This is a genomic window from Candidatus Pelagibacter sp. PS_31 (assembly GCF_059417865.1).
This window is the reverse complement of the sequence record NZ_CM182069.1, coordinates 514,986-537,155: the sequence shown is the minus strand read 5'-3', so window position 1 is coordinate 537,155 and position 22,170 is coordinate 514,986. Positions and strand designations below refer to the sequence as shown.

30 protein-coding genes and 1 riboswitch are annotated in these 22,170 nt (G+C 28.7%); of the genes, 6 read left to right on the top strand and 24 right to left on the bottom strand.

The features are described from left to right. Position 1: 1 nt before the first annotated feature. On the bottom strand, positions 2–958 hold the full coding sequence (locus AC5SLN_RS02970) for a site-specific integrase (RefSeq protein ID WP_494594064.1): 957 nt from the start codon (positions 956–958) through the stop codon (positions 2–4). Positions 959–1,041: 83 nt separating this feature from the next. Here AC5SLN_RS02970 and AC5SLN_RS02965 point away from each other — a divergent pair, with 83 nt between their 5' ends. From AC5SLN_RS02965 to AC5SLN_RS02955, 3 genes are read left to right on the top strand one after another with little or no spacing between them, the layout of a single operon-like run. After that, entirely contained in the window at positions 1,042–1,230 is a 189-nt protein-coding gene (locus AC5SLN_RS02965) for a hypothetical protein (RefSeq protein WP_494594062.1), read from the top strand. Positions 1,231–1,270: 40 nt separating this feature from the next. Continuing rightward, positions 1,271–1,708, top strand: a complete 438-nt coding sequence (locus AC5SLN_RS02960) for a GNAT family N-acetyltransferase (RefSeq protein WP_018414140.1) — start codon at positions 1,271–1,273, stop codon at positions 1,706–1,708. Continuing rightward, positions 1,689–1,967, top strand: coding sequence for a methylated-DNA--[protein]-cysteine S-methyltransferase (locus AC5SLN_RS02955; RefSeq protein WP_494594060.1), 279 nt, complete (start codon positions 1,689–1,691; stop codon positions 1,965–1,967). The genes AC5SLN_RS02960 and AC5SLN_RS02955 overlap by 20 nt, the downstream gene beginning before the upstream one ends. 596 nt (positions 1,968–2,563) lie before the next feature. Here the strand turns inward: AC5SLN_RS02955 and AC5SLN_RS02950 are convergent. From AC5SLN_RS02950 to rplM, 7 genes are read right to left on the bottom strand one after another with little or no spacing between them, the layout of a single operon-like run. Continuing rightward, positions 2,564–3,412: a DMT family transporter gene (locus AC5SLN_RS02950; protein WP_494594058.1), complete on the bottom strand. Its 849-nt coding sequence runs from the start codon at positions 3,410–3,412 to the stop codon at positions 2,564–2,566. A 17-nt stretch (positions 3,413–3,429) separates the two neighbouring features. Further along, entirely contained in the window at positions 3,430–4,332 is a 903-nt protein-coding gene (locus tag AC5SLN_RS02945) for an AEC family transporter (protein WP_494594056.1), read from the bottom strand. After that, entirely contained in the window at positions 4,332–5,624 is a 1,293-nt protein-coding gene (locus AC5SLN_RS02940) for a homoserine dehydrogenase (RefSeq protein WP_494594054.1), read from the bottom strand. The genes AC5SLN_RS02945 and AC5SLN_RS02940 overlap by 1 nt, the downstream gene beginning before the upstream one ends. Then, on the bottom strand, positions 5,625–5,849 hold the full coding sequence (locus AC5SLN_RS02935; protein ID WP_494594052.1) for a hypothetical protein: 225 nt from the start codon (positions 5,847–5,849) through the stop codon (positions 5,625–5,627). Then, positions 5,846–6,868, bottom strand: coding sequence for an N-acetyl-gamma-glutamyl-phosphate reductase (argC, locus tag AC5SLN_RS02930; RefSeq protein WP_494594050.1), 1,023 nt, complete (start codon positions 6,866–6,868; stop codon positions 5,846–5,848). Before argC ends, AC5SLN_RS02935 begins: the two co-directional genes overlap by 4 nt. Positions 6,869–6,902: 34 nt before the next feature. After that, entirely contained in the window at positions 6,903–7,352 is a 450-nt protein-coding gene (gene rpsI / locus AC5SLN_RS02925) for a 30S ribosomal protein S9 (RefSeq protein ID WP_271766878.1), read from the bottom strand. A 1-nt stretch (position 7,353) separates the two neighbouring features. Beyond that, complete coding sequence (gene rplM, locus AC5SLN_RS02920; RefSeq protein ID WP_494594047.1) at positions 7,354–7,815, bottom strand: 50S ribosomal protein L13; 462 nt, start codon at positions 7,813–7,815, stop codon at positions 7,354–7,356. Between the two features lie 139 nt (positions 7,816–7,954). Further along, positions 7,955–8,023, top strand: a riboswitch (SAM riboswitch). A 4-nt stretch (positions 8,024–8,027) separates the two neighbouring features. On the opposite strand from rplM, the gene AC5SLN_RS02915 reads away from it, so the two are divergent. Beyond that, the gene (locus tag AC5SLN_RS02915; protein ID WP_006996895.1) at positions 8,028–9,356 is read left to right on the top strand and encodes an O-acetylhomoserine aminocarboxypropyltransferase/cysteine synthase family protein; all 1,329 of its coding nucleotides are present in this window, start codon (positions 8,028–8,030) and stop codon (positions 9,354–9,356) included. Here AC5SLN_RS02915 and AC5SLN_RS02910 read toward each other — a convergent pair. Further along, positions 9,349–10,359: a COX15/CtaA family protein gene (locus AC5SLN_RS02910; RefSeq protein ID WP_494594045.1), complete on the bottom strand. Its 1,011-nt coding sequence runs from the start codon at positions 10,357–10,359 to the stop codon at positions 9,349–9,351. The genes AC5SLN_RS02915 and AC5SLN_RS02910 overlap by 8 nt on opposite strands. Before the next feature lie 42 nt (positions 10,360–10,401). Between AC5SLN_RS02910 and AC5SLN_RS02905 the strand changes: the two genes are divergently transcribed. Beyond that, positions 10,402–10,692, top strand: a complete 291-nt coding sequence (locus tag AC5SLN_RS02905) for a chorismate mutase (protein WP_006996893.1) — start codon at positions 10,402–10,404, stop codon at positions 10,690–10,692. Between the two features lie 2 nt (positions 10,693–10,694). Here the strand turns inward: AC5SLN_RS02905 and AC5SLN_RS02900 are convergent, their stop codons facing one another. Genes AC5SLN_RS02900 through AC5SLN_RS02875 form a run of 6 tightly spaced genes read right to left on the bottom strand, consistent with a single transcriptional unit; the run spans position 10,695 to position 13,233 of the window. Next, positions 10,695–10,886 carry a 50S ribosomal protein L33 gene (locus AC5SLN_RS02900; protein ID WP_006996892.1) on the bottom strand — a complete coding sequence of 64 codons (192 nt, stop codon included), beginning with the start codon at positions 10,884–10,886 and terminating at the stop codon, positions 10,695–10,697. A gap of 1 nt (position 10,887) precedes the next feature. Continuing rightward, the gene (locus AC5SLN_RS02895; protein WP_494577334.1) at positions 10,888–11,265 is read right to left on the bottom strand and encodes a MerR family transcriptional regulator; all 378 of its coding nucleotides are present in this window, start codon (positions 11,263–11,265) and stop codon (positions 10,888–10,890) included. After that, positions 11,255–11,557 carry an integration host factor subunit alpha gene (locus tag AC5SLN_RS02890; RefSeq protein ID WP_027306977.1) on the bottom strand — a complete coding sequence of 101 codons (303 nt, stop codon included), beginning with the start codon at positions 11,555–11,557 and terminating at the stop codon, positions 11,255–11,257. The genes AC5SLN_RS02895 and AC5SLN_RS02890 overlap by 11 nt, the downstream gene beginning before the upstream one ends. Next, a complete protein-coding gene (plsX, locus tag AC5SLN_RS02885; protein ID WP_494594042.1) occupies positions 11,557–12,561 on the bottom strand; it encodes a phosphate acyltransferase PlsX in 1,005 nt (334 codons plus the stop codon). The genes AC5SLN_RS02890 and plsX overlap by 1 nt, the downstream gene beginning before the upstream one ends. A gap of 14 nt (positions 12,562–12,575) precedes the next feature. After that, a complete protein-coding gene (gene rpmF / locus AC5SLN_RS02880) occupies positions 12,576–12,758 on the bottom strand; it encodes a 50S ribosomal protein L32 (RefSeq protein WP_494594040.1) in 183 nt (60 codons plus the stop codon). Positions 12,759–12,765: 7 nt separating this feature from the next. Beyond that, complete coding sequence (locus AC5SLN_RS02875; RefSeq protein ID WP_494594038.1) at positions 12,766–13,233, bottom strand: ubiquinol-cytochrome C chaperone family protein; 468 nt, start codon at positions 13,231–13,233, stop codon at positions 12,766–12,768. Between AC5SLN_RS02875 and AC5SLN_RS02870 the strand changes: the two genes are divergently transcribed. After that, positions 13,232–13,696: a hypothetical protein gene (locus AC5SLN_RS02870; protein WP_494594036.1), complete on the top strand. Its 465-nt coding sequence runs from the start codon at positions 13,232–13,234 to the stop codon at positions 13,694–13,696. The genes AC5SLN_RS02875 and AC5SLN_RS02870 overlap by 2 nt on opposite strands. A 1-nt stretch (position 13,697) precedes the next feature. On the opposite strand, the gene AC5SLN_RS02865 is transcribed toward AC5SLN_RS02870, so the two are convergent. The 9 genes from AC5SLN_RS02865 to glyA form a co-directional block, all read right to left on the bottom strand. Then, positions 13,698–15,803: a sodium-translocating pyrophosphatase gene (locus AC5SLN_RS02865; RefSeq protein ID WP_494594034.1), complete on the bottom strand. Its 2,106-nt coding sequence runs from the start codon at positions 15,801–15,803 to the stop codon at positions 13,698–13,700. Positions 15,804–15,889: 86 nt separating this feature from the next. Then, positions 15,890–16,849, bottom strand: a complete 960-nt coding sequence (gene thiL / locus AC5SLN_RS02860) for a thiamine-phosphate kinase (RefSeq protein WP_494592448.1) — start codon at positions 16,847–16,849, stop codon at positions 15,890–15,892. Beyond that, the gene (locus tag AC5SLN_RS02855) at positions 16,842–17,246 is read right to left on the bottom strand and encodes a transcription antitermination factor NusB (protein ID WP_011282132.1); all 405 of its coding nucleotides are present in this window, start codon (positions 17,244–17,246) and stop codon (positions 16,842–16,844) included. The genes thiL and AC5SLN_RS02855 overlap by 8 nt, the downstream gene beginning before the upstream one ends. A 2-nt stretch (positions 17,247–17,248) precedes the next feature. After that, entirely contained in the window at positions 17,249–17,635 is a 387-nt protein-coding gene (gene ribH, locus AC5SLN_RS02850; RefSeq protein WP_006996882.1) for a 6,7-dimethyl-8-ribityllumazine synthase, read from the bottom strand. After that, positions 17,635–18,735 (bottom strand): 3,4-dihydroxy-2-butanone-4-phosphate synthase, encoded by a 1,101-nt coding sequence (gene ribB / locus AC5SLN_RS02845; protein ID WP_006996881.1) that lies wholly within the window; start codon positions 18,733–18,735, stop codon positions 17,635–17,637. Before ribB ends, ribH begins: the two co-directional genes overlap by 1 nt. Continuing rightward, a complete protein-coding gene (locus AC5SLN_RS02840; RefSeq protein WP_494594033.1) occupies positions 18,722–19,315 on the bottom strand; it encodes a riboflavin synthase in 594 nt (197 codons plus the stop codon). The genes ribB and AC5SLN_RS02840 overlap by 14 nt, the downstream gene beginning before the upstream one ends. A gap of 4 nt (positions 19,316–19,319) precedes the next feature. Next, positions 19,320–20,420 (bottom strand): bifunctional diaminohydroxyphosphoribosylaminopyrimidine deaminase/5-amino-6-(5-phosphoribosylamino)uracil reductase RibD, encoded by a 1,101-nt coding sequence (ribD, locus tag AC5SLN_RS02835; protein WP_494594031.1) that lies wholly within the window; start codon positions 20,418–20,420, stop codon positions 19,320–19,322. After that, positions 20,401–20,859, bottom strand: coding sequence for a transcriptional regulator NrdR (gene nrdR / locus AC5SLN_RS02830; RefSeq protein ID WP_006996878.1), 459 nt, complete (start codon positions 20,857–20,859; stop codon positions 20,401–20,403). Before nrdR ends, ribD begins: the two co-directional genes overlap by 20 nt. Further along, positions 20,859–22,169, bottom strand: a complete 1,311-nt coding sequence (gene glyA / locus AC5SLN_RS02825; protein WP_494594029.1) for a serine hydroxymethyltransferase — start codon at positions 22,167–22,169, stop codon at positions 20,859–20,861. The genes nrdR and glyA overlap by 1 nt, the downstream gene beginning before the upstream one ends. Position 22,170: the final 1 nt, after the last annotated feature.

The window sequence follows — 22,170 nt, the reverse complement described above, 5'->3', positions numbered from 1 at the left end:
TTTAAACTTTAAATTTATTCAATGCATTATTTTTAAACAAATTAGCATCTTTAATGTACCTTCTTACCATTTCTCTCGACTTATGTCCGGTCATTGCCATAATACTTCTTTCCTCAACACCAAACTCGGCCGCTGATGTGGCAAACCCTGATCTTAAGCTATGACCAGAGTAATTTTTACTGTCTATACCAGCTAACATTAAATATTCCTTGATTAATAAAGCAACTGTTTGATCAGTTAATCGGTTTTCTGACAATTTTGATCCTTTTGTAAATCTTCTAAATAAAGGACCTGAGTTAATTTTTGATATCTCTATCCATTTTTGCAACGAATTTACTGGACAATATTTTGATTTATCAAAGTAGGGTAGTGCTTTTACAAAGCCTTCACCAAATTGGTCTGTTTTAGACCTTCTGATATTGATTTTTAGGCCTTCTGAAACAAAATCTAGATCATCATAGTTCAATGAGATTATTTCATTTCTTCTAAATCCACCTGAAAAACCAATTAAGATAATTGTTTTGTCTCTAATTTTTTTTATTTCTTGTTTATCTTGATCATCTATTACATTAATTATTTGTTTTAAACTATTGATTAGTAATGGTTTTTTACTTTTTTGATTACTACCTTTCCTTCGTTTTATCCCCATAATATTTTCAATAATAGAAGGGTGTTTAGTATCCAGATAATGACCTTTAAGCCTATGTATCACTCCTATTGATACCAACCTTCTTTTTATGGTGCTGATTTTAAAGTCTTTAGTTGACAACTGCGTCAAATATAAAGAGATTATTTTTGGTTCTGACGGTAAAGATTTGAATCCGTTTTGAGTGCAAAACAATCCAAAATCATTAAAATCTGACTTATAAGCTCTTATTGTATTCTTAGCTTTAGAGCTTTTAAGATTTAATAATGTTTCATCTTGTAATGCTTTTATGTCAGTTATTATATCATTCATATATATATTACTATTGATAACCTTTAATTATCGTTAGTAATATATTAAGTGATTTCTTATGTCAATAGCTATAATTTAAGACAATGAAAAAAGAATATCTTATTATCTTATCCATACTTTTTGGTTCGATCATTGTCGCTACAGCGGCATATATGGGAACTACTTATGAATTTAGAGCCAAATTAAAAGTTTGCGAAGAACATTATAAGCCATATATAAAAAAAATTGAAAAATGTAAAAAGGCTGCAAGATTTGGAAATTTGGGTAATTAGTTTATAGATATCAATAATTTAAAGTTGTTATTTAAAGCAAATGATTAGAAAATTAGTGAAAAAAGATAAGGAAAATTGGGCTAAATTATACAATAGTTATGCTAATTTTTACAAAGTCCCAATGAATACAGGGATTTTAGACATTTTATGGGGATGGATTCATGATAAAAGTCATGATGTTAATGCTATTTGCTATGAATTAGAGGGTAAAATCGTTGGAATTGCTCATTACAGAACAATGCCAAGACCGATTAAGGGCCAATATATTGGTTTTTTAGATGATTTGTTTGTAGAGCCAGAATTTAGAGGTCAAAAAATAGCTCAAAAACTTATTAGTCACCTAAAATCATTATCTAAAGCCAATAATTGGGATGGAATTCGTTGGATCACCCACTCTTCCAATGAAAATGCAAAGAAATTATACGATAAAATAGCTAATAACACTGGGTTTGAACTCTATGAACTTAAAGGGAACTAAGTTTCAGCTAAAAGTTTGGAATTACCTAAAGAAAATACCCAAAGGTAAAGTTAAAACCTACTTGGAAGTTGCTAAAGCTATTGGAAAACCTAAGGCATTCAGAGCTGTTGCTAATGCAGTGGGTAAAAACCCCTATCCACCTAAAATACCCTGCCATCGAGTCATCAGATCAGATGGACGTCTCGGTGGATACTCTGGAAAGGGTGGAATTCAACAAAAACGACGTTTATTGAAATCAGAAAAAGTCTTGATAAAATAGTACTTTTAACCCAAAAAAACATTAAAAACCATTGGTATTAAATACTTTTTAGCTATTTAGCCATATTTTTGTCTAATTACTCTAATGCATCCTTCAGTTGTACTGCAAATGGACTTTTAGCTAAAATAGACCATCCTATGGACGTTTAAACAGTATATTCTCATACTGCATTGCTCTACTTGTCAACAATAGCAACGATTATAGAAGTGGTAAAAAAGAGGATTTTAAAGGCTTTTTTAGCCACCTAATCTACTCCATAAATAATCTAATTTTTACCAAAGACCCCATTAATTGAAATAAGTATTTAATATCAATACTAAATCACCATATTAACTAGCTATAAAACTATATTTAATTTCTTAAAAATTAAAATTTCTCAATTCTCACTTTTTCAACTATAGAAAAACAAATTTATGCTACATTTATTTGTTTTTAGGCGTATTTTAGTAACTATAATTTAACTATTTGTTAAAAATTATAATATTTTATCTATTATTTCATAAATTTATAATATTATATTTAAATCAATAATTACAGTTATTTAATATATACTATTAATGTATAATATTAAGTATTAGTAAACAAGTTATACCTAATTAATTAGATTTAATATAAGACTCTCTTCTAGAAATATAAATTCCACTCATAATAATAATGGATAAACCTAAAAATGTCCAATTATCAGGAAAGTCACTAAAGAAATAATACCCAATAATAATATTAGTAATGATTTCAAAGTAGCTAAATGGAGCTAATTTGGAAGCATCAGCATATTTAAGGGATAATATAAGAAATAAGTGCCCAATGCAGGCAAATACGCCTATAGAAGCCATCATAGACCATTGAGAGGCACTTGGATTAACCCAAACGAATGGCATTAATCCTGAAACAGCAACTAATCCAACTAATCCAGTTAGTAATAAGGTTAATAAAGGGTTATCTGAAGTGCTCAATTTACGTGTAATTATTAAATAGAACCCATACATTATACCTGTTCCTAATGCAGCTAGACTAGCTAAGTTAATTTCTACAAAACCTGGCCTTATAACGACCAGAGAGCCAATAAATCCTATGATAACAGCAGTCCACCTCCTTATACCCACCTTCTCACCTAAAAAAATAGGTGAGAATGCTGTAACAATTAAGGGTGCAACAAAAGCAAGCGTTAAAGCTTTAGCTAAAGAGATAACAGATATTGCGTAGAAAAAACAAATATTAGCAGAAAGTAGTATTAACCCTCTTATTATTTGTAACTTGGGCTTATCTGTCCAAACAAGCTGCTTATTATAAAACAAGAACATTATTGGAAGAGTGAACGCGACCGTAAAAAAATATCTAGCCCACGTGATCTGTAAAACGGGCATATCGGCACTTAAATATTTTGCAAAACCATCCATGATTGGAAGCATTACCCAGGCTAAAAGGTTAAATATGATGGCTTTCATAAGCCAATAGATACAGTTTAATTAAAGTATTTTAAAGCAAAGAATACGACTACAGGAATAGTAAAAAAAGACATGACTGTTGAAACAACAATGGTACTAGCAACACTATCTACAATCTTTTTCGGTGAATAAATTGATGCCACAAGATAATTTAAAACAGCACTGGGCATTGAACATTGAATTAATAGAACACCGGCTGCAAAACCTGAAAGGTTAAAATATTTTATTATTGAAAAACCAATTATTGGGCCAAGTATTACCCTTCCTATTGATGATATAAATGCTTTTTTGAATGAAAAAACCTTAAAACGAGTAAGAGCAATTCCTAAAGACATTAATATTAAAAAAATCGTAGCGTACATTAGCAGAAAAGTTGTATTTTCAATAAAGAGAGGAAGTTCTATTCTAAAGTATAGAAAAATTACTGAAATTATAATCGCATAAAAAGGTGGGTTTTTAAGAATTACACTTAAATCAAATTTTCTATCAGCAAGAAATACTCCAAGAGTAAAATGGCATAGCACTATTAAGGCTGAAATTGCAGCAGCGACACCCAAACCTTGAGTGCCGTAAGCGAATAAACATATTGGTAAACCCATATTACCAGTATTAGGCATAACAAAAGGGGGTAACTCACGAATAATATCTTTAGTATTTAAAAAAAATAAAAAAACTATACCTACTATTGTAAAAATAAAAATTGCTATCAAATAGTACCAAAAATAATTTTTAAAAATGTCAAAAGACATTCCAGTTGATGTTAAAGAATATATTATCATTGCTGGAGTACCAATATTTGCTGCAAAGGTAGTAATAAAAGATGTATCTAATTTCGGATTATTTTTGCCAAGATAATAACCAATACCAACAACAAAAAAGACAGGAAATAAAACCTCAAACAGTTTTAGATATATTTCCATTAATTATAAATTCTAATCAATGTTGGGTATCTTAGAATATTTTTGTCTTTATTAAAAACAGAAAGACAGTTCTTAGAATTAAGTTCATTAGTTTTATGAGTAATAATAACAATTGTAGCTTTATTATTTTTTTTATCAGGTGTTTGAATTAATCTTTTTACTGAAATTTTATACTTAGCTAATCTGTTAGTAATTGTTGATAAAACTCCAGGTTTGTCTTTAACTTCAAATCTCAAATATAGTGAATTTACATAATTATTAACGTTGTAACATTTTATTAATTTACGTTTAGTGCCTGGAATGCCAAATGGCTTCTTAATATTACCTCTTAAAATTGAAAGTAAATCTGATAATAAAGATGAAGAAGTAGGTCCAGGGCCAGCTCCCTCCCCTTGCAATATACTTTCACCCACAGGTTTTCCTTCGAGAATAACAGCATTCATAACACCACCAACGTTACCAATATAAGAATTTTTACTAACTAAGCATGGGTGTACAGTTTCAAAAAGTTGGCCATTAATTAGTTCTGAAATGCCAAGAAGTTTTATTCGTAAATTTAATTGATTGGAAATTTCTATGTCTTTTAATTCAATTTTTTCAACACCCTCCATTAAGCATTTATGTTTTGAAATTTTAGTATTAAAAGCTAGAGCAGACAAAATTCTTACTTTAGCAAATGCATCAAAACCATTTAAATCTAATTTAGGGTTACCTGGTTCAGCGTATCCCAATTGCTGAGCTTTTTTTAATACGCTAGAAAAACTATCATTAGAATTTTCCATTTCTGAAAGAATATAGTTAGAAGTACCATTTAAAATTCCATAAACTTTAGAAATTTTGTTAGTTGCAAGACCCTCTTTAATGGTTCTTAATATTGGAATACCACCAGCAACAGATGCTTCAAATTCTAAATTAACATTATTTTCCTCTGCTAATTTTCCTAAAAAATCACCATGTTTAGAGATAAGTGCTTTATTAGGAGTGATTACATGTATTTTATTTTTTAATGCAGTTTCCACAACTTTTTTTGAAATCCCATCTGACATACCTATAGCTTCAAATAAAATATCTACTTTGGTCTTTTTAAAAATTTCTAATGGGTTTTTAAAAAATATTTTCTTATTAACTTTAAATCTTCTTTTTTTAGAAATGCTTCTTGCTGAAACAGCTACTACGTTAATTTTTTTTCCTGTCTTAAGTTCAATATCTTTTTTTTTAGTATTAAGTTCATTTAACAAATAAATACCAACTTGTCCTAGACCAACTACAGCAATGTTGATTATATTTTTCATCTATTGGTTAATATCTGGGTATTCTGCATTTTTTGAATAATCTTTAAGAAAGAGGTTAAATTCATCAAAAGTCATAGATTTGTAATCACCGGTTTTTTTTAATATTTGAGAAAGTTTTTTGACATCATTAGACTTTTTAATAGGATCTTCATTCCAATAAGTAGACTCTTTGTTTAATGAGCACGAAGTTAAAAATACAATCAAAGATAAAAATAAGTATTTCAAATTAATCCTTTTGTTTCATTAAAACCATATTTGATATTCATATTTTGTATTGCTTGACCTGCCCCACCTTTAATCAAATTATCAATAACAGATAAAATAATAACTCTATTTTTATACTTAGTTTTACAAATTACTATAGAGCAATTATTTGTGTTAATTACGTCATTTGTACTTAACAATGAATTTGTTTTTAAAATTTTAACGAATCTGTTTTTTGAATATTGACTCTTTAAAGTATTTTCTAAATTTTTAATACTTACACCTTTGTTAAGGTCTAGATAAATTGTGCTAAGTATCCCTCTAAACATTGGTGCTAAATGGGGTGTGAATGTAAAAGAAAATTTCTTTTTAGTGTAGTTTTTGATTTCTTGTTGAATTTCAGAGTTATGTCTATGGAAACCCACACCATAAGCGCTTAAGGATTCATAAAGATTTTTATCCTTATATTTTTTATGTACACCTCTCCCAGCACCAGAGTAACCAGATTTTGAATCTATAATAACATTATCTGTTTTTATTAAATTTTTCTTAACTAAAGGAATAAGTGGTAAAAGTATTGATGTTGGGTAGCAACCAGGACATCCAATAATATTAAATTTCTGTAATTTGTCACCATTGATTTCTGGTAATGAATAAATTGATTTTTTAATATTTTTGACAGATCTATGTTTTTGTTTGTACCATTTTAGATAATTTGATGCTTTATTAAGTCTAAAGTCTGCAGCTAAATCAATTAATATATTGTGTTTTAATAAATCATTTGAAATATCTTGTGCTTCACCATTAGGTAGAGCTGTAAAAACAAGGTCTATGTTTTTTAAAAGTTCTTTATTGTATCTAATAATTTTAGGTAATTTTTTTGAACTTAATGATTTTTCATAACTAGAGATATTTTTTCCAACAGAGGTATTACCACAAAGATATTTAATGTTAACATTGCTGTGTTTAACTAATAATTTAATTAATTGAACACCAATATAACCAGTTGATCCAGCAACTAAAACATTAAGCTTAGGCATTTTTTTATTATAACAGTTTAGAGTTAAAAAAGAATTATCTTTTCGAGAATTGGAAGCTTCTTCTTGCTTTTCTACGACCAGGTTTTTTTCTTTCAACCGATCTAGAGTCTCTAGTATTAAGCTTTTCTGTCTTAAGTACTGCTCTATTCTCTGAATCAAATAAGATTAATGCTTTAGCAATACCATGAACCATTGCACCAGCTTGACCAGTATGTCCACCACCTGCTACACTACATCTTACATCATAATCAGTGGCTTGGTTTATAATCTCAAATGGTCTTGTGATTTGCATTTTGTGACTTCCGCTAGTGAAATACTCATCCATAGTTCTGCCATTAACGTAAATTTTGCCAGTACCTTTTTTCACCCAAATTTTTGCAATAGATTTTTTTCTTCTACCAGTTGCGTATTTACTATCTTTAAAATCTAATTTAATTTTAGGTTTTTTTGTAGATACTTTATTTGGTGTAGCTGCTGTTTCCATATTAATTTCTTATTAGATTTTTACTGTTTAATTTACCTAGGTCTAAAAGTTTTGGGTTTTGTGATGCATGAGGGTGTTCTTCACCAGCATAAATTTTTACTTTAGTTAATTGTTTTCTTCCTAGAACTCCACCAGGTAACATTCTTTTAATAGCTAATTTTAATGTCTCGCCAGGTTTATTTTTTTCTAATAATTTTTCAGGAGTAATTTCTTTAATTCCACCTGGGTGACCAGTATGTCTATAATATTTTTTATCTTTAAATTTTTTTCCTGTGAACTTTGCTTGTTCAACATTTTTAACAACAACAAAATCACCATCATCCATATGAGGTGTAAAAGTTGTTTTATTTTTTCCTCTAACAATCATAGCGATAATAGAAGCTAATCTGCCAACTACAGCATTTTTAGCATCAATCTCAAACCAGTTACTGTTTAAATCACCACTTTTTAGAAATTTTGTCATTGTGCGAGGATTAATACTATTATTAGATATAATGTCAATTTTATATTTCCCTTGCAATATCTTGCTTAAATGATATTTCTATATAGCCGATTTGTTCCTATTGCAGGCTAGTTATTGCTAAAAAGGATTTTTTACCCACATTATCGGTAGGCGCATTTGAACTGTATTGTACGCCTTGCATAAAGCAAAAGTACTAAAAAAGGAGTATTAAGATGAGTACAAAAAGACAAAACCCTGAGACTATAGCTATACATGGTGGTGATTATAGAAGCGATCCAACAACCAAAGCAGTAGCAGTTCCAATTTATAGAACAACATCGTATCAATTTGATAGTACTGAACATGCTGCGAATTTGTTTGCTCTTAAGGAATTTGGAAATATTTATACAAGAATAATGAATCCAACAAATGATGCTCTTGAAAAAAGAGTTGCTTCATTAGAAGGAGGATTAGCCTGTTTAACAGTAGCATCTGGACAAACCGCATCAACTTTTGCAATTTTAAACGTTGCACAAGCCGGAGATAATATAGTCAGCTCTACGGATTTATATGGAGGTACTATTTCGTTATTCACGCATACATTAAGTAAACTTGGTATTGAGGTTAGATATGCAGACCCTTCTGACCCAAAAAACTTTGAAAAAGCTGTTGATGATAAAACTAGAGCTTTTTATGGTGAGACTTTACCAAATCCTTATTTGAGAGTTTTTCCAATTAAAGAAGTTTCTGATATTGGTAAAAAATACAATATACCATTAATAATGGACAACACAGCTGCCCCTGTAATTTGCAAACCTTTAGAACATGGTGCTGCTGTAGTAGTTTATTCATTAACAAAATATATAGGTGGTCACGGTACAGTTGTAGGTGGAGCTTTAGTTGATGGAGGTAATTTTGATTGGACAGCTGATCCCAAAAGACAACCTTTATTTAACGAACCTGACGCAAGTTACGGTGGAGCTATATGGGGAAAAGTGGTTCCAGAATTAACTGGGGCTAATGTTTCTTTTGCAGTAAGAGCGCGGGTTACATTGCTAAGAGATCTTGGTTCTGCCCTATCACCTGACAATGCATTTGGAATTATTCAAGGGCTTGAAACAGTTGCTCTTAGAATGAAACAACACTGCTCAAATGCATCAAAAGTTGTTGACTATTTAAAGAAAAATAAAGAAGTAACAAGAGTAATCTATCCAACAGAACATGAGGGTAAAATTGCTGATCGTGCTAAAAAATACCTAAATGAAGGAAATGGTGGTTTAGTTGGTATAGAGCTCAAAGGTGGTATTGAAGCAGGTAAGAGATTTATCGAGTCTTTAAAAATGTTTTATCATGTTGCAAATATTGGAGATGCAAGAAGTTTAGCAATTCATCCTGCAACAACAACTCATAGTCAGTTAACAGAAAAAGAATTGTTAGCCTCAGGTGTAACTCCTGGATACGTAAGATTATGTATTGGTATTGAGCATATAGATGACATTATTGAGGATTTAGACCAAGCTTTAAATAAATCTTCTAAAGGGAATTTGAAAGCAGTTAGTTAGAGTTTTTATATAATATCAAAAAATAAGAACTCAAAACTAATATTGAACCTAGCTGGTGTAGTGAAGCGTATGTAATCTCTACACCAGAAATCAAAGTTATAATTCCTAAAAAAATTTGAAACAAGATAGCAACATCAAAAAATAATACATATTTAAAATCATATTGTTTTTTAAAATAGATAAAATTTAAAATAATTATAAAAAATAAAAGCAAATATGCAGTTGATCTATGCAAAAATTGAATAATTGATGGGTTGTTAAATAATTGAGTAGTAATTAAATCACCATAACTAACATCATTTGGAAAAAAACCACCATTCATATCAGGCCATGAATTATAGATGAGACCACCATCTAAACCTGATAAAAAAGCACCCAATACAATCTGCAAAACTATCAATTTAAGTATAAATAATAAAAATAAATTTGGAATTTTATTTTCAAATTTTTTAATTTTATGAATATCTAAAATATACCAAAAAATTAAACATAAAATAAATAAAGCCAAAGATAAATGAATGCTAAGTCTAAAGTGACTAACGTCATTATTTTCAATTAATCCGCTAGATACCATATACCAACCAATGAACCCCTGAAGACACACAAGAAAAAAAATCCAATAATATTTATTAGAATAATGCAGGGTTTTTTTAAAATAGAGAGTGAAGAAAAGCAAAGGCACTAAAGTAAACAAACCTACAAATCTTGCTAACAATCTATGAGCATACTCCCAATAAAAAATCACTTTAAATTCATCTAAGGACATGCCGTAGTTAATATTTTTATATTCAGGAATTTTTTTGTACTCTGAGAAATAAAAATTCCACTCATTAATATTCATAGGTGGGAGTATTCCAGTAAAGAGCTCCCAGGCTGTGATTGATAAACCAGAGTCTGTTAGTCTAGTAAGACCACCGACAGCTACCATAAGAACAATTAATGAAAATAAAGTTATTAACCACAATTTCAAATATTTTATATAGTTGTCGCTATTTACAAACATAAATTATACTTATAATAATTATCTTAATAACCAATTGAATAAATGTCGCCTACAAATAAAAAAAAACTAAATCAGATTAGAATTAAGCTTGATAAACTTGATAATGATTTACTTAAATTAATCAAAAAAAGATCTTCTCTAGTCAATGAAGTGCTAAAAGTAAAAATACATAAAAAAGAAATAATTGATCAAAAAAGGATCAATTTTATACTTAAAAAAATTAAAAAAAAATCAATACAAACTAATATTGACCCAAAAATCACTAATAGAATTTGGAAAAATATGATTTGGTCTTTTATTGATTACGAAAAAAGAAATTTTAGAAAAAAATAATACTATTTACTGTGTGGAGGTAATTTTTTTTCCACAAACATTTCATGTTTTCTTGTAGAAGGGTTATATTTCTTTGCAGACAATTTAACTTTAGCTTTTTCACCACCCGCAGGTTTTTTAACATAATAAAAAAAAGGACTATCAGGTTTAGCCTCTGGTACTAATCTAACTTTAACGTGCGTTTTTTTTGCCATTTTATTTTAAACTTTTTATTTTTTTTATTAAATCAGAAATCTTCTTAAGTTTATTTTTTAAATTATAATCAGCATTTATAGAATTATTTGGTAATTCGTCAAGTTTTAATGATTTATCAGAATTAAGAACTTTTTTAACACCAATAATTGTCATTCCTTGATCTTTGAGTAGATATTTAACTTTTTTTAAAACCTCAATAGTATCATTATTATAATATCTTCTATTACCATTTAAAATTTTTGGCTTAATTTGCTTAAATTCCTTCTCCCAAAATCGAATAGTATGAGTATTCAAGGTTCCTTTTTTTTTGTTTACAAGACCAAGAATTTTAGCTACCTCACCTATTGACTTATAAGCGTCATTATTTTTATGAATCATTCTTAGAATTTACCAAATCTTTAAATTCCTTAGAAGCTTTAAATAAAACGACATCTCTATTAGATATAGTTGTTTGTTCTTTTGTTTTGGGGTTTCGTCCAATTCTACTTTTCTTTGCTCTTATAGAAAAAGTACCAAATTTAGAAAGCTTTAATTTTTTTTCTATTTTTAAATTGTCTACTATTGTGATTAGAAAATCATCAATCAAATTTTCAGATATATTTTTTGAAAAACCAATTTGCATATAAATTGAATTTATAAGATCTTTTTTTGTTAAGTTGGTTCTTTGCATTAACTTATGTTGTTTCTTATCTTTTCTATTAAATTTCCAGTGACAATTCTAGTGCAAACACTTAATGAGTTTGAAAAGCCTATATAATCTGTTCCACCATGGCTTTTAATAACAGGAGAATCTAAACCTATGAAAATTGCACCATTATAAAGTCTTGGATCTAATCTTTCTTTAAATTTTTTTAAATTTGAAATATTTAGTAAAGATGAAATTTTACCAATAATATTACCTGTCATGGCTTTCTTTAATTCACTTGTAATAAAATTTGCAGTACCTTCGGCTGTCTTCAAAGCAATATTTCCAGTAAATCCATCAGCAACGATAACATTTACATCGCCATTCATTAACTGATTACCTTCTATATAACCCTTAAACTCAAAGTCAGTGTTATTTCTTTGATTTAATTGTTGGTAAGTTTCTTTGATAATCTCATTACCTTTAATTTCTTCAGAACCTATATTTAATAAAGCAACTTTAGCGGTATCATCAGGATATAACGATTTAAATAACGAAGATCCCATTATAGAAAAATCAATTAAATTTTTTGGACTACATTCGATATTAGCTCCCAAATCTAGCACAACACTCATATTCTTTTTATTTGGCCATAAAGCAGAAAGAGCTGGTTTATCAATGTTTTCAATCATATTTAGATTAAGTTTTGAAATAACAAGTAATGCTCCAGTGTTACCAGCAGAAATAACTATGTCAGATTTTTTTTCTTTAACACTTTGTATGGCTAACCACATACTAGTGTTTTTTCCTCTTTTGGCTCCTTCTAAAGGACTATCAGTTCCTTTAACCAAATCTTTAGTGTGAATTATTTCATATGAAGATGTGGGTAATTGATCATTTATATAATTTCTGATTTTTTCCTTATCACCAAAAATTTGATAAAAAGTATTAGTGTTACTTTTATAATGATGATTAATTCCATCAATAATTTTTTTTGGTGAATTATCTCCACCCATTGCATCAACTGCAATTTTTATTATTTTGCTCATTTAATTTTGGACTTTTATTCCTTAGAATCTAAAACTTGTCTACCTCTATACATGCCTGTTTTTAGGTCTAAGTGATGAGATAATCTGTATTCTCCAGATTTCTTGTCCTCAACAATATTGGTAGATTTGAACTTCATATTCTGAGCTCTTCTCATTCCAGTTCTTGACGGTGATTGTTTTCGTTTAGGTACAGCCATAATAAAATTACTGCTTAACTACACCTTTTATATAAGAATTTAAAGTATTATTTTTTAAATTTAACCTATAATCTTCAAAATATTTAACTAAATACTCAATATTAGATGAATTATCTAAAAAATTTACCAAAATAGAGTTTCGAGATTCAATATCTAATTCATCCCAACTGTGAATTTTGTCTATCATTCCATAAAATAAGTTTAGGTAATCTTTCATTTTTTTATTAATTGATTGGTCACCATAACCAATTTCCCTGATGCTTAATTCAACTTGTCTGAAGGTAAAATCATAAATCTCTTGTAGTATTTTTTTATCATTATTTTTCTTATAAACATTCAAAAAGAAAGCAAAATGCAGTAAAAAAAAAATCAATCTATCAGAAAAAGTATCCTGATTTTTAAAATCCCTATACAAATCTTTATTTCTAGTTAATTTAACTAAATTGTTGTAAATATTTAAATATTCTCTGCTCATGAAAAATTATTTTTATTTAATTGTTATTTTTTTATTTATTTCAAATTGTACATTAAATAAAGTTATAAAACATCACGGAGTACATTTTTTAGATAAGAAGAATGAAAAACTTATAATTGGTAAAACAAATAAAAACGATATAATTGAACTTTTAGGGCCCCCTTCAACAAAAGGGGCTTTTAATCAGGAATTATGGATTTATATGGAAATACAAACTAGCTCCTCAAAACTATCAAATTTAGGGAAAAAAGAATTGTTAAAAAATAACATCTTACTATTGGATATTGATAACAGAGGAGTTTTATCAAAAAATGTTTTTTTTACTAAAGAAGACATGAACTATATAAAATTTTCTGAAGACACAACTCAAATGAGTTATTCTAAAAATAATTTTATATATGAATTTTTGTACTCAGTAAGACAAAAAATAAACGACCCTCTTGGTAAAAAAAAAATAAATTAATTTAACCAGCAATCACCGCCAACAATAGCAAAGCCACAATATTTGTAATTTTAATCATTGGATTAACAGCAGGACCGGCAGTATCTTTGTAAGGATCTCCAACAGTGTCACCTGTTACGGCAGCTTTGTGTGCTTCAGAACCTTTTCCACCGTGATTTCCGTCCTCAATATACTTTTTTGCATTATCCCAAGCACCACCACCCGCAGTCATTGAAACAGCTACAAATAAACCTGTAATAATTACACCTAACAACATTGCACCTACAGCAGCTAGAGCAGCAACTTGACCGCCTATAGCTAGTATTACAAAGTATAAAACAATAGGAGAAAGAACTGGCAATAACGAAGGTATAATCATTTCTCTAATTGCAGCTAAAGTTAATAAATCTACTAATTTAGCATAATCAGGTTTTTGTTTACCCTTCATGATACCTGGATATTTTTTAAATTGTCTTCTTACTTCAACAACCACTGCACCACCTGCTCTACCAACAGCTTGCATACCCATTGATCCAAATAAATATGGAAGCATTCCACCAATTAATAAACCAACTACAACGTAAGGATTTGATAAATCAAAAGTTACAACAATTCCTTCAAGCTTTGAACCTGCTACACCTGAAAAGTGCTTGATGTCCTCAACATAAGCTGCAAATAATACTAGAGCACCTAAGCCTGCTGAACCTATAGCATAACCTTTAGTAACAGCTTTAGTCGTATTACCTACTGCATCTAATGCATCAGTAGTTTTTCTAACACTATTTGGTAATTTAGCCATTTCAGCAATACCACCAGCATTATCTGTTACAGGACCATAAGCATCAAGCGCAACAACCATACCTGCTAATGCAAGCATTGTAGTTACTGAAATAGCGATACCATAAAGACCTGCGATTGAATTTGTTGCTAATATGCCCGCAACAATAATTAAAGCTGGTACTGCAGTAGCTTCCATAGAAACAGCTAAGCCTTGAATAACATTTGTTCCATGACCAGTTGTAGAAGATTTAGCAATACTTCTTACTGGTCTGTATTCAGTACCAGTGTAGTATTCAGTAATCCAAATTAATAGTCCAGTAATAACTAAACCAATTATTCCACAATAATACAAACTCATACCAGTAAAGCTTTTACCATTAACAGTATATTCGCTTGCAAATCCAATTACATAATCAGTAACAGGGTATAAAATTATTAATGAAGAAACAGCAGAAACTACAAACCCTTTATATAAAGCATTCATAACATTTTTACTTTTTCCAAGTTTAACAAAGAAAGTTCCTAAGATTGATGTTAAAATACAAGCACCACCAATAGTTAGAGGATAGATCATCATATTTAAATCACCATAAAAAAATATCGAAGAAAGAACCATTGTTGCAACAATTGTTACAGCATAAGTTTCAAATAAATCTGCTGCCATACCAGCACAATCACCAACGTTATCTCCAACATTGTCAGCAATTACAGCTGGATTTCTAGGATCATCTTCTGGAATACCTGCTTCAACTTTACCAACTAAGTCAGCACCAACATCAGCACCTTTTGTAAAAATTCCACCACCTAATCTTGCAAAAATTGATATTAAAGAAGCACCAAAGCCTAATGCAACTAATGCATTAACAACTTCTCTGTCATCAATACCTACTTTTAATAAAAAATAGTAATAAACTGCAATTGCAAGCAAAGCTAATCCAGCAACTAACATTCCAGTTACAGCACCTGATTTAAATGCAACAGCAAGACCGCTTGCTAAACCTTTTCTTGATGCTTCAGCAGTTCTAACGTTAGCTTGAACAGAAACTAACATTCCAACATAACCAGCTATACCTGATAATGTAGCACCAATAAAATAACCTAAACCAACTAATGGACTGAACACAAAGCAAATAATAACTAAAACAACAACTCCAACCACGGCAATTGTTTTATATTGTCTTGCTAAATAAGCCTTAGCACCAATTTGAATTGCTGATGCTATTTCTTGCATCTTGGCATTTCCTGCACTTGAATTAAGGATATTCATTCCTGTAAAAAAACCATAAACGATTGAAAGAGATCCAGCTGCTATGGTAAATAATAATATTGTTTCTATTAGTGAGTTCATTTTGCCTTTGGTTGTTTGGTTGTTAAATTTTATTCTTTAAAGTCCGGACAATACAAAAAAAGCAATAAAAGGCAATATTTAACTTTTTAAAACTTATGAAAATAACCTTTATTTTTAAGGGTAATTTGCCGATTTTCATTATCTACAATGGATGATTTTTTAACATGGCTTTGAATTGTGCCAATTTTAGTTAGCTTAACTCTACAATTAGTAGCTATTTTTCTTATGATTCTCATCTTATTTTTAGAAGCTGTAAATAAGACCTGATAATCATCACCATTAGAAATGTAATTAATCTTAGATAGTTTTTTAAGAGCAAGTATCTTCTTTAGGTTACTTGAAATTGGAATATCTTTTAAAAAAATTTTATAAGATAATTTCTGATTATTAATCATTTTATCAAGGTCCGCTATAAGTCCATCAGATATATCAATTGAGGTATTGGCAAACTTTTTAATTTGATCAATTAATTTTAATTGAATATTTGGCATAAAATATTGATTAGTAAAATATTTTTTTAATCTTGAATTAAGCTTAATTTTATTTTTTAAAACTAATAGCCCTAAATAGCTGTCTCCTATATTTCCAGAGACATATACATCATCATAAAGTTTAGCTTTGTTTCTATAGATAATATTATCGGCAAAACCTATTGAAGTAATTGTAAAACTTAACTTGTTAGAAAAAACTGTATCTCCACCACTTAAAAATATTTTATATTTATTTTGTTCTTGATTAAGTGATTTGCTGATTTTTGATAAATTTAATTTAGAAAAACTTTTTTTATTACCAGAACCAGAAATAAAATAATATTTTGGTTTAATACCTTTGCATATTAAATCTGAAATTGATGATCTAATTATTTTCTTAATGACAAGATCAGGTCTTTTAAAGTCTATGAAATGATTGCCTTCTGTATATGTATCAACAGATACTGCTAATTTATTTTTTTTATCAAAAAAAACATCATCATTCAAATTTAAGGCACTTGGTGATTTTTTAGAAAGTTTTTGAAAATAATTTTTTATTAATTCAAATTCATGCATTAGTAGTTCTTATTTTTTTAGCTATTTTGTCTAATATTGCATTTAAATATTTAGTTTGACCATCTTCTAAAAAAAAGTTTGATGCATCAAGATATTCTTTAATAATTATTTTGGAAGAAACTTTAGGTTTGTATAAAAACTCAAATATAGCAGATTTTACTATCACTTGAAAAACCTGGTCTAAATTAGTTAACTCTAAGTCTTCACTTAGATATTTTTTAACCTCTTCTTTAATAACTTCATCTCTTTCAATGGTACCTAAAACAACATCCTTAATGAATTTTTTAAATCTATGTTTGGGAAAAGTTAAGTCTGTGTCATCATTAAAAAAATTTCCATATAACTTTTGGATAATAATTACCCTCGGACTTTGATTGGGATTATATGGAGTTCTCATTGTTATTGAGATAGAACAGATATTACAGCTTGAGCTGCTTCTCTACCCTTTTTCTTCCTAGCTATAGCTTGACGCATATTAAGACAGGTAATAATTCCATTACCAATGGGTTTTTTGCTATCTACAGAAAGTTTCATTATTGCATCAGTTGAAGAATGAGAAATAAAATCAAAATGAGGTGTTTGGCCTTTAATAACACAACCAAGAGCTAAAAAAGCATCATATTTTTTAATATTCTTTGAAATCGTGACTGGTATTTCAAAAACACCAGGAACATTAATAATTTTTATTAAACTAGATTTGGGTAATATGCTCTTTGCACTACTTAGTAAACCCTTTGATATATCTTTATAATAATCAGCAATAACTATTAAATATTTTCTTTTCATTAAATAATTTCCTGTTTAGTAATCTTTATATCATAACCTTCCAAACCAATAACTTTTTTAAGAGACTTAGTAATTAATATCATATTTTTAATCTTTAAATCTTTAATTATTTGAGCACCAATACCATAATTTCTTATAAGCTTATCATTTCCTTTTTTATAGAAATTTTTATTTTTATAATCCTTAAGTGTTTGTGTAACAGATTTTAAATTTGTATCTTTTATAAAAACTAAAACACAGTTATTAAATTTCTTAAAATAATTTAAAGTTTTATCAAATGAATTTGGTAATTGTTGATTGATTAAATAATTTTGAACTACGTTAGAAGAAATTACTCTAACTCTTGGTATTATCCCTTTTTTAATATTTCCTTTAATCAAAGCAAAATGCTCAGATCCATCCAAAAGGTTTTCATAAATTCGAATTTTATATTTTTGATTTTTTACTTTAATATCTGATTGTTTTTTAAGTTTAATTAGTTTTTCTTTTTTTAAACGATAAGCAATAAGGTCTTCGATTTTACCTATCTTTAAATTATGTTTGTTTGCAAAATCGAATAAATCTTGACCTTTGGCCATTGTCCCATCTTCATTCATTATTTCACAAATAACTGCAGAGTTATTTTTTTTAGCAAGTTTTGAAATATCAACAGAGGCTTCTGTGTGGCCAGCTCTTACTAAAACGCCGCCATCTTTCGCAATAATTGGAAAAACATGTCCAGGTGAAACTATGTCTTTCTTATTTGCATTTTTTTTTGAAGCAATTTTAATTGTCTTTGCTCTATCTTTTGCTGAGATACCTGTTGTTATTCCTTTTTTTGCTTCAATAGAAATTGTAAATGCAGTTTTATTCCTTGATTGATTTATTGGTGACATCAAAGATAAATTTAAACGTTTTGCTTGTACACTATCTAGCGCCAGACAAATTAATCCGCGACCATATTTTGCCATAAAATTTATATTTTTAGCACTTGAGTCTGTGGTTGATATTATTAAGTCTCCTTCGTTTTCTCTTTTCTCATCGTCAACTAAGATAAACATACCGCCCTTCTTTGCGATATTTATTATACTTTCAATGGATGCATAATTATTTTTTTTCATTAAAATAATTTCTAACGTATTTAGATAAGATATCTATCTCTATATTAACTAGACTGCCTTTTTTTAACGAAGATAAATTTGTTAGCTTAAAGGTGTGTGGAATAACCCAAACTTGAAAACCTTTTTTGGTTACTTTGGAAATTGTTAAAGAAATTCCATTTATACATATAGATGCTTTATCAATTAAATTTGCTCGTTCTTTTTTGACAATTTCAAAATCAAATAAATACGATTTATCAATTTTTTTAATACTCTGTATTTTACCTACCGCATCAATGTGGCCTTGGCAAATATGTCCTGATATCTTTTGACCAAATTTTAAGGGAAGTTCAAGATTGATTTTATCATTTATTTTTAAAAATTTAAATTTTGATCTTTGTATAGTTTCATCAGAAAGATAAAATTCCATTATCTGTTTTTTGATATCGATCAATGTTAAGCAAACACCATCACAAGCAACTGATACACCCAGATCTTTATGTGTTAACTTTAAATCAGCTTTTACAAAAATATTAATACCTTTTGATCTTTTTTCAAATTTAGTAATTAAACCTTGATTAAAAATTATTCCATTAAACATAATATTATTTGTAAAGTGTAATTACATCTTTGCCTAACTTTTTATTAATTTTTAATTTATTTTTATAATTTTTCTTTAATTCTTTAAGAAAACCAATCTCTTTATGATTGACTAACTTTGATAAACTTTTAGTACATTTGTATAAATAAAATTCATTAAATAATTTTTTTTTAATAAGGTGTTTAGATAGATCATTTCCCCCTTCAACTAATAAATTCCTACAGCCAAGGACATAGAGTTTCATTAAAATTGATTTAATATCAAAGCTATTTTTATTTAATTTACTTTTGATTAAAGTTATACCTTTTTTTTTAAACATTAATTTCACCTCAGCTTTGGCGTTATGATAAAAAATTATAGTATTGTTTTTATTTGCTGTTTTAAAAATATATGAATTCTTTTTAATTTCTAAGTTTCTATCTAAAATTATTCTTTTAGGAGAAAATTTACTCAAACCTTCTAGTCTGCAATTGAGTTTTGGGTCATCTTTATTTAAAGTTTTGGAGGAAATCATTAACGAGTCATTTTTATATCTAAGAAAATGTGTAAATTTATCAGTATGAATATCTGAAATTCTTTTAGTATCTTTGCTATATATCAAATTATTTTTAGAAATTGCAATTTTACCAGTAACATAAGGAAGGTTTTTTTTTCTATTAAAAAAATAAGGTGCATAAAATTTATTAATTTGTTTTTTGAGTAAATCTTTTTTTACTAAAATATTTTTTGACTTAAGAATTTTTAAAGTTTTACCTTTAACTTTTTTATCAATATCTTCAACTCCATAGACAACTTCTTTAATTTTATTTTTAATTATAATATTTGTGCACGGAGGCGTTTTTCCATAATGACTACATGGTTCAAGGGTCACATACATTTTTGAGTCTTCTAAATTTTCATGTGAATTTTTAATGGCATTAAATTCCGCATGAGGTGTACCTTTAAAACCTGTTTGACCAATTGAAAGTATTTTATTATTTTTAACAATTACACAACCTACAGAAGGATTAATTCCAGTTAGTCCATGACGAGCTTTTGCCAAATTCAAGGCAAGCTCCATAAAAATTTTATCTTTAATTGAAAATTTATCTTTTTTTGTAGACATCTAATTTGTCCACGAATTGCACAAAGTCTTTTTCTTCTCTAAAATTTCTATAAACAGATGCAAATCTAACGTATGCAACAGGATCAAGATCTTTCAAACCTTCCATAACCATTGTGCCAATTGTATTTGATGAAATTTCACTTTGACCAAGTTCTTCTAAAGCTCTTGAAGTCCGACTAATAAATTTTTCTGCAGTTTCGGTATCAATAGGTCTTTTCTTTAATGCTATATAGATTGATTTAGAAAGTTTATCTCTATCAAACGATGATTTTCTTCCATTCTTTTTGACGACCATTATTTCTCTAAATTGTACTCTTTCGAAAGTTGTGAATCTAGCTCCACACACACAAAGTCTTCTTCTTCTTATGGCTGTTCCATCTTCTGTGGGTCTAGAATCTACTACTGATGTTTCACCTTTTTTGCAAATTGAACAAATCATTATTTTAAATTTTTATAGATTGGAAAGTTAGATGTAAGACCTATAACTTCATTTCTAACCTCTTCTTCAATTTTACTGTTATCCTCAGGGTTTTCAGACAAACCTTTTACAACTTTGGTAATTAATTCTCCTACTTTCTCAAACTCTTTTAAACCAAAGCCTCTAGTTGTTGCAGCTTGAGTTCCAAGTCTTATCCCAGAAGTAATCATTGGCTTTTCAGAATCAAAAGGTATTCCATTTTTGTTACAGGTAATATTAGCATTTGAAAGGCTTTCAGCAGCGGCATTACCCTTAACATTGAAAGGTCTTAGATCAACTAACATTAAGTGTGTATCAGTTCCACCAGAATAAATTTTAAAACCATTATTCTTAAGTGTCTCAGATAAAATTTTGGCATTTGCCAAAACTGATTTGATATAATCTTTAAAATCTGGTCTTAAAGCTTCCAAAAACCCAGCAGCCTTTCCAGCGATGACATGCATCAACGGTCCACCTTGATAACCAGGAAATACTGCAGTATTAAATTTTTTTGCTAGGTCTTCATGATTAGTTAAAATAATTCCACCTCTAGCACTTCTGAAAACTTTATGAGTTGTTGAAGTAACTACGTGTGCGTGTTCACATGGGTTAGGATAACCTTTACCAGCAACTAAACCTGAAAAATGAGCCATATCCACCATCAAATATGCCCCTACTTTATCAGCAATCTCTCTAAATCTTTTAAAGTCAATTACTCTAGAATAAGCGCTACCACCACAAATTATGAGTTTTGGTTTATGTTCTAATGCAAGTTTTTCAACATTATCATAATCAATAAGTTCAGACTCTTTATCAACGTCATACCCTATAGGATTAAACCATTTACCTGACATTGATATTTTTAACCCATGAGTAATATGTCCACCAGAATTTAAACTCATTCCCATAAATGTATCACCAGGATTTAATAGCGCTAAAAATACAGCACCATTTGCTTGAGCCCCAGAATGTGGTTGGGCATTTGCAAATTTACAATCAAAAATTTTCTTTAATCTCTCTATGGCTAAATTTTCAGCAACATCAACATGCTCGCATCCATTATAGTATCTTTTTCCAGGATATCCTTCTGCATATTTATTTGTTAATACAGAGCCTTGAGCTTCTAAAACAGCTTGAGAAACTATATTTTCAGAAGCAATTAATTCTATATGTTGTTGTTGTCTTTTTAACTCATCACTTATGGCTTTATGTAATTCTGGATCAGTAACAGATAAGCTGTCTTCAAAAAAGCTTTTATAATTTTCATTTAAATAGTTTTTTTCACTAGACATA

Bases quoted from the DNA above. Each gene is read 5' to 3' on its own strand.
- AC5SLN_RS02970 (WP_494594064.1), bottom strand. From the start codon at position 958: ATGAATGATATAATAACTGACATAAAAGCATTACAAGATGAAACATTA.
- AC5SLN_RS02965 (WP_494594062.1), top strand. From the start codon at position 1,042: ATGAAAAAAGAATATCTTATTATCTTATCCATACTTTTTGGTTCGATC.
- AC5SLN_RS02960 (WP_018414140.1), top strand. From the start codon at position 1,271: ATGATTAGAAAATTAGTGAAAAAAGATAAGGAAAATTGGGCTAAATTA.
- AC5SLN_RS02955 (WP_494594060.1), top strand. From the start codon at position 1,689: ATGAACTTAAAGGGAACTAAGTTTCAGCTAAAAGTTTGGAATTACCTA.
- AC5SLN_RS02950 (WP_494594058.1), bottom strand. From the start codon at position 3,412: ATGAAAGCCATCATATTTAACCTTTTAGCCTGGGTAATGCTTCCAATC.
- AC5SLN_RS02945 (WP_494594056.1), bottom strand. From the start codon at position 4,332: ATGGAAATATATCTAAAACTGTTTGAGGTTTTATTTCCTGTCTTTTTT.
- AC5SLN_RS02940 (WP_494594054.1), bottom strand. From the start codon at position 5,624: ATGAAAAATATAATCAACATTGCTGTAGTTGGTCTAGGACAAGTTGGT.
- argC (WP_494594050.1), bottom strand. From the start codon at position 6,868: ATGCCTAAGCTTAATGTTTTAGTTGCTGGATCAACTGGTTATATTGGT.
- rpsI (WP_271766878.1), bottom strand. From the start codon at position 7,352: ATGGAAACAGCAGCTACACCAAATAAAGTATCTACAAAAAAACCTAAA.
- rplM (WP_494594047.1), bottom strand. From the start codon at position 7,815: ATGACAAAATTTCTAAAAAGTGGTGATTTAAACAGTAACTGGTTTGAG.
- AC5SLN_RS02915 (WP_006996895.1), top strand. From the start codon at position 8,028: ATGAGTACAAAAAGACAAAACCCTGAGACTATAGCTATACATGGTGGT.
- AC5SLN_RS02910 (WP_494594045.1), bottom strand. From the start codon at position 10,359: ATGTTTGTAAATAGCGACAACTATATAAAATATTTGAAATTGTGGTTA.
- AC5SLN_RS02905 (WP_006996893.1), top strand. From the start codon at position 10,402: ATGTCGCCTACAAATAAAAAAAAACTAAATCAGATTAGAATTAAGCTT.
- AC5SLN_RS02900 (WP_006996892.1), bottom strand. From the start codon at position 10,886: ATGGCAAAAAAAACGCACGTTAAAGTTAGATTAGTACCAGAGGCTAAA.
- AC5SLN_RS02895 (WP_494577334.1), bottom strand. From the start codon at position 11,265: ATGATTCATAAAAATAATGACGCTTATAAGTCAATAGGTGAGGTAGCT.
- AC5SLN_RS02890 (WP_027306977.1), bottom strand. From the start codon at position 11,557: ATGCAAAGAACCAACTTAACAAAAAAAGATCTTATAAATTCAATTTAT.
- plsX (WP_494594042.1), bottom strand. From the start codon at position 12,561: ATGAGCAAAATAATAAAAATTGCAGTTGATGCAATGGGTGGAGATAAT.
- rpmF (WP_494594040.1), bottom strand. From the start codon at position 12,758: ATGGCTGTACCTAAACGAAAACAATCACCGTCAAGAACTGGAATGAGA.
- AC5SLN_RS02870 (WP_494594036.1), top strand. From the start codon at position 13,232: ATGAAAAATTATTTTTATTTAATTGTTATTTTTTTATTTATTTCAAAT.
- AC5SLN_RS02875 (WP_494594038.1), bottom strand. From the start codon at position 13,233: ATGAGCAGAGAATATTTAAATATTTACAACAATTTAGTTAAATTAACT.
- AC5SLN_RS02865 (WP_494594034.1), bottom strand. From the start codon at position 15,803: ATGAACTCACTAATAGAAACAATATTATTATTTACCATAGCAGCTGGA.
- thiL (WP_494592448.1), bottom strand. From the start codon at position 16,849: ATGCATGAATTTGAATTAATAAAAAATTATTTTCAAAAACTTTCTAAA.
- AC5SLN_RS02855 (WP_011282132.1), bottom strand. From the start codon at position 17,246: ATGAGAACTCCATATAATCCCAATCAAAGTCCGAGGGTAATTATTATC.
- ribH (WP_006996882.1), bottom strand. From the start codon at position 17,635: ATGAAAAGAAAATATTTAATAGTTATTGCTGATTATTATAAAGATATA.
- ribB (WP_006996881.1), bottom strand. From the start codon at position 18,735: ATGAAAAAAAATAATTATGCATCCATTGAAAGTATAATAAATATCGCA.
- AC5SLN_RS02840 (WP_494594033.1), bottom strand. From the start codon at position 19,315: ATGTTTAATGGAATAATTTTTAATCAAGGTTTAATTACTAAATTTGAA.
- ribD (WP_494594031.1), bottom strand. From the start codon at position 20,420: ATGTCTACAAAAAAAGATAAATTTTCAATTAAAGATAAAATTTTTATG.
- nrdR (WP_006996878.1), bottom strand. From the start codon at position 20,859: ATGATTTGTTCAATTTGCAAAAAAGGTGAAACATCAGTAGTAGATTCT.
- glyA (WP_494594029.1), bottom strand. From the start codon at position 22,169: ATGTCTAGTGAAAAAAACTATTTAAATGAAAATTATAAAAGCTTTTTT.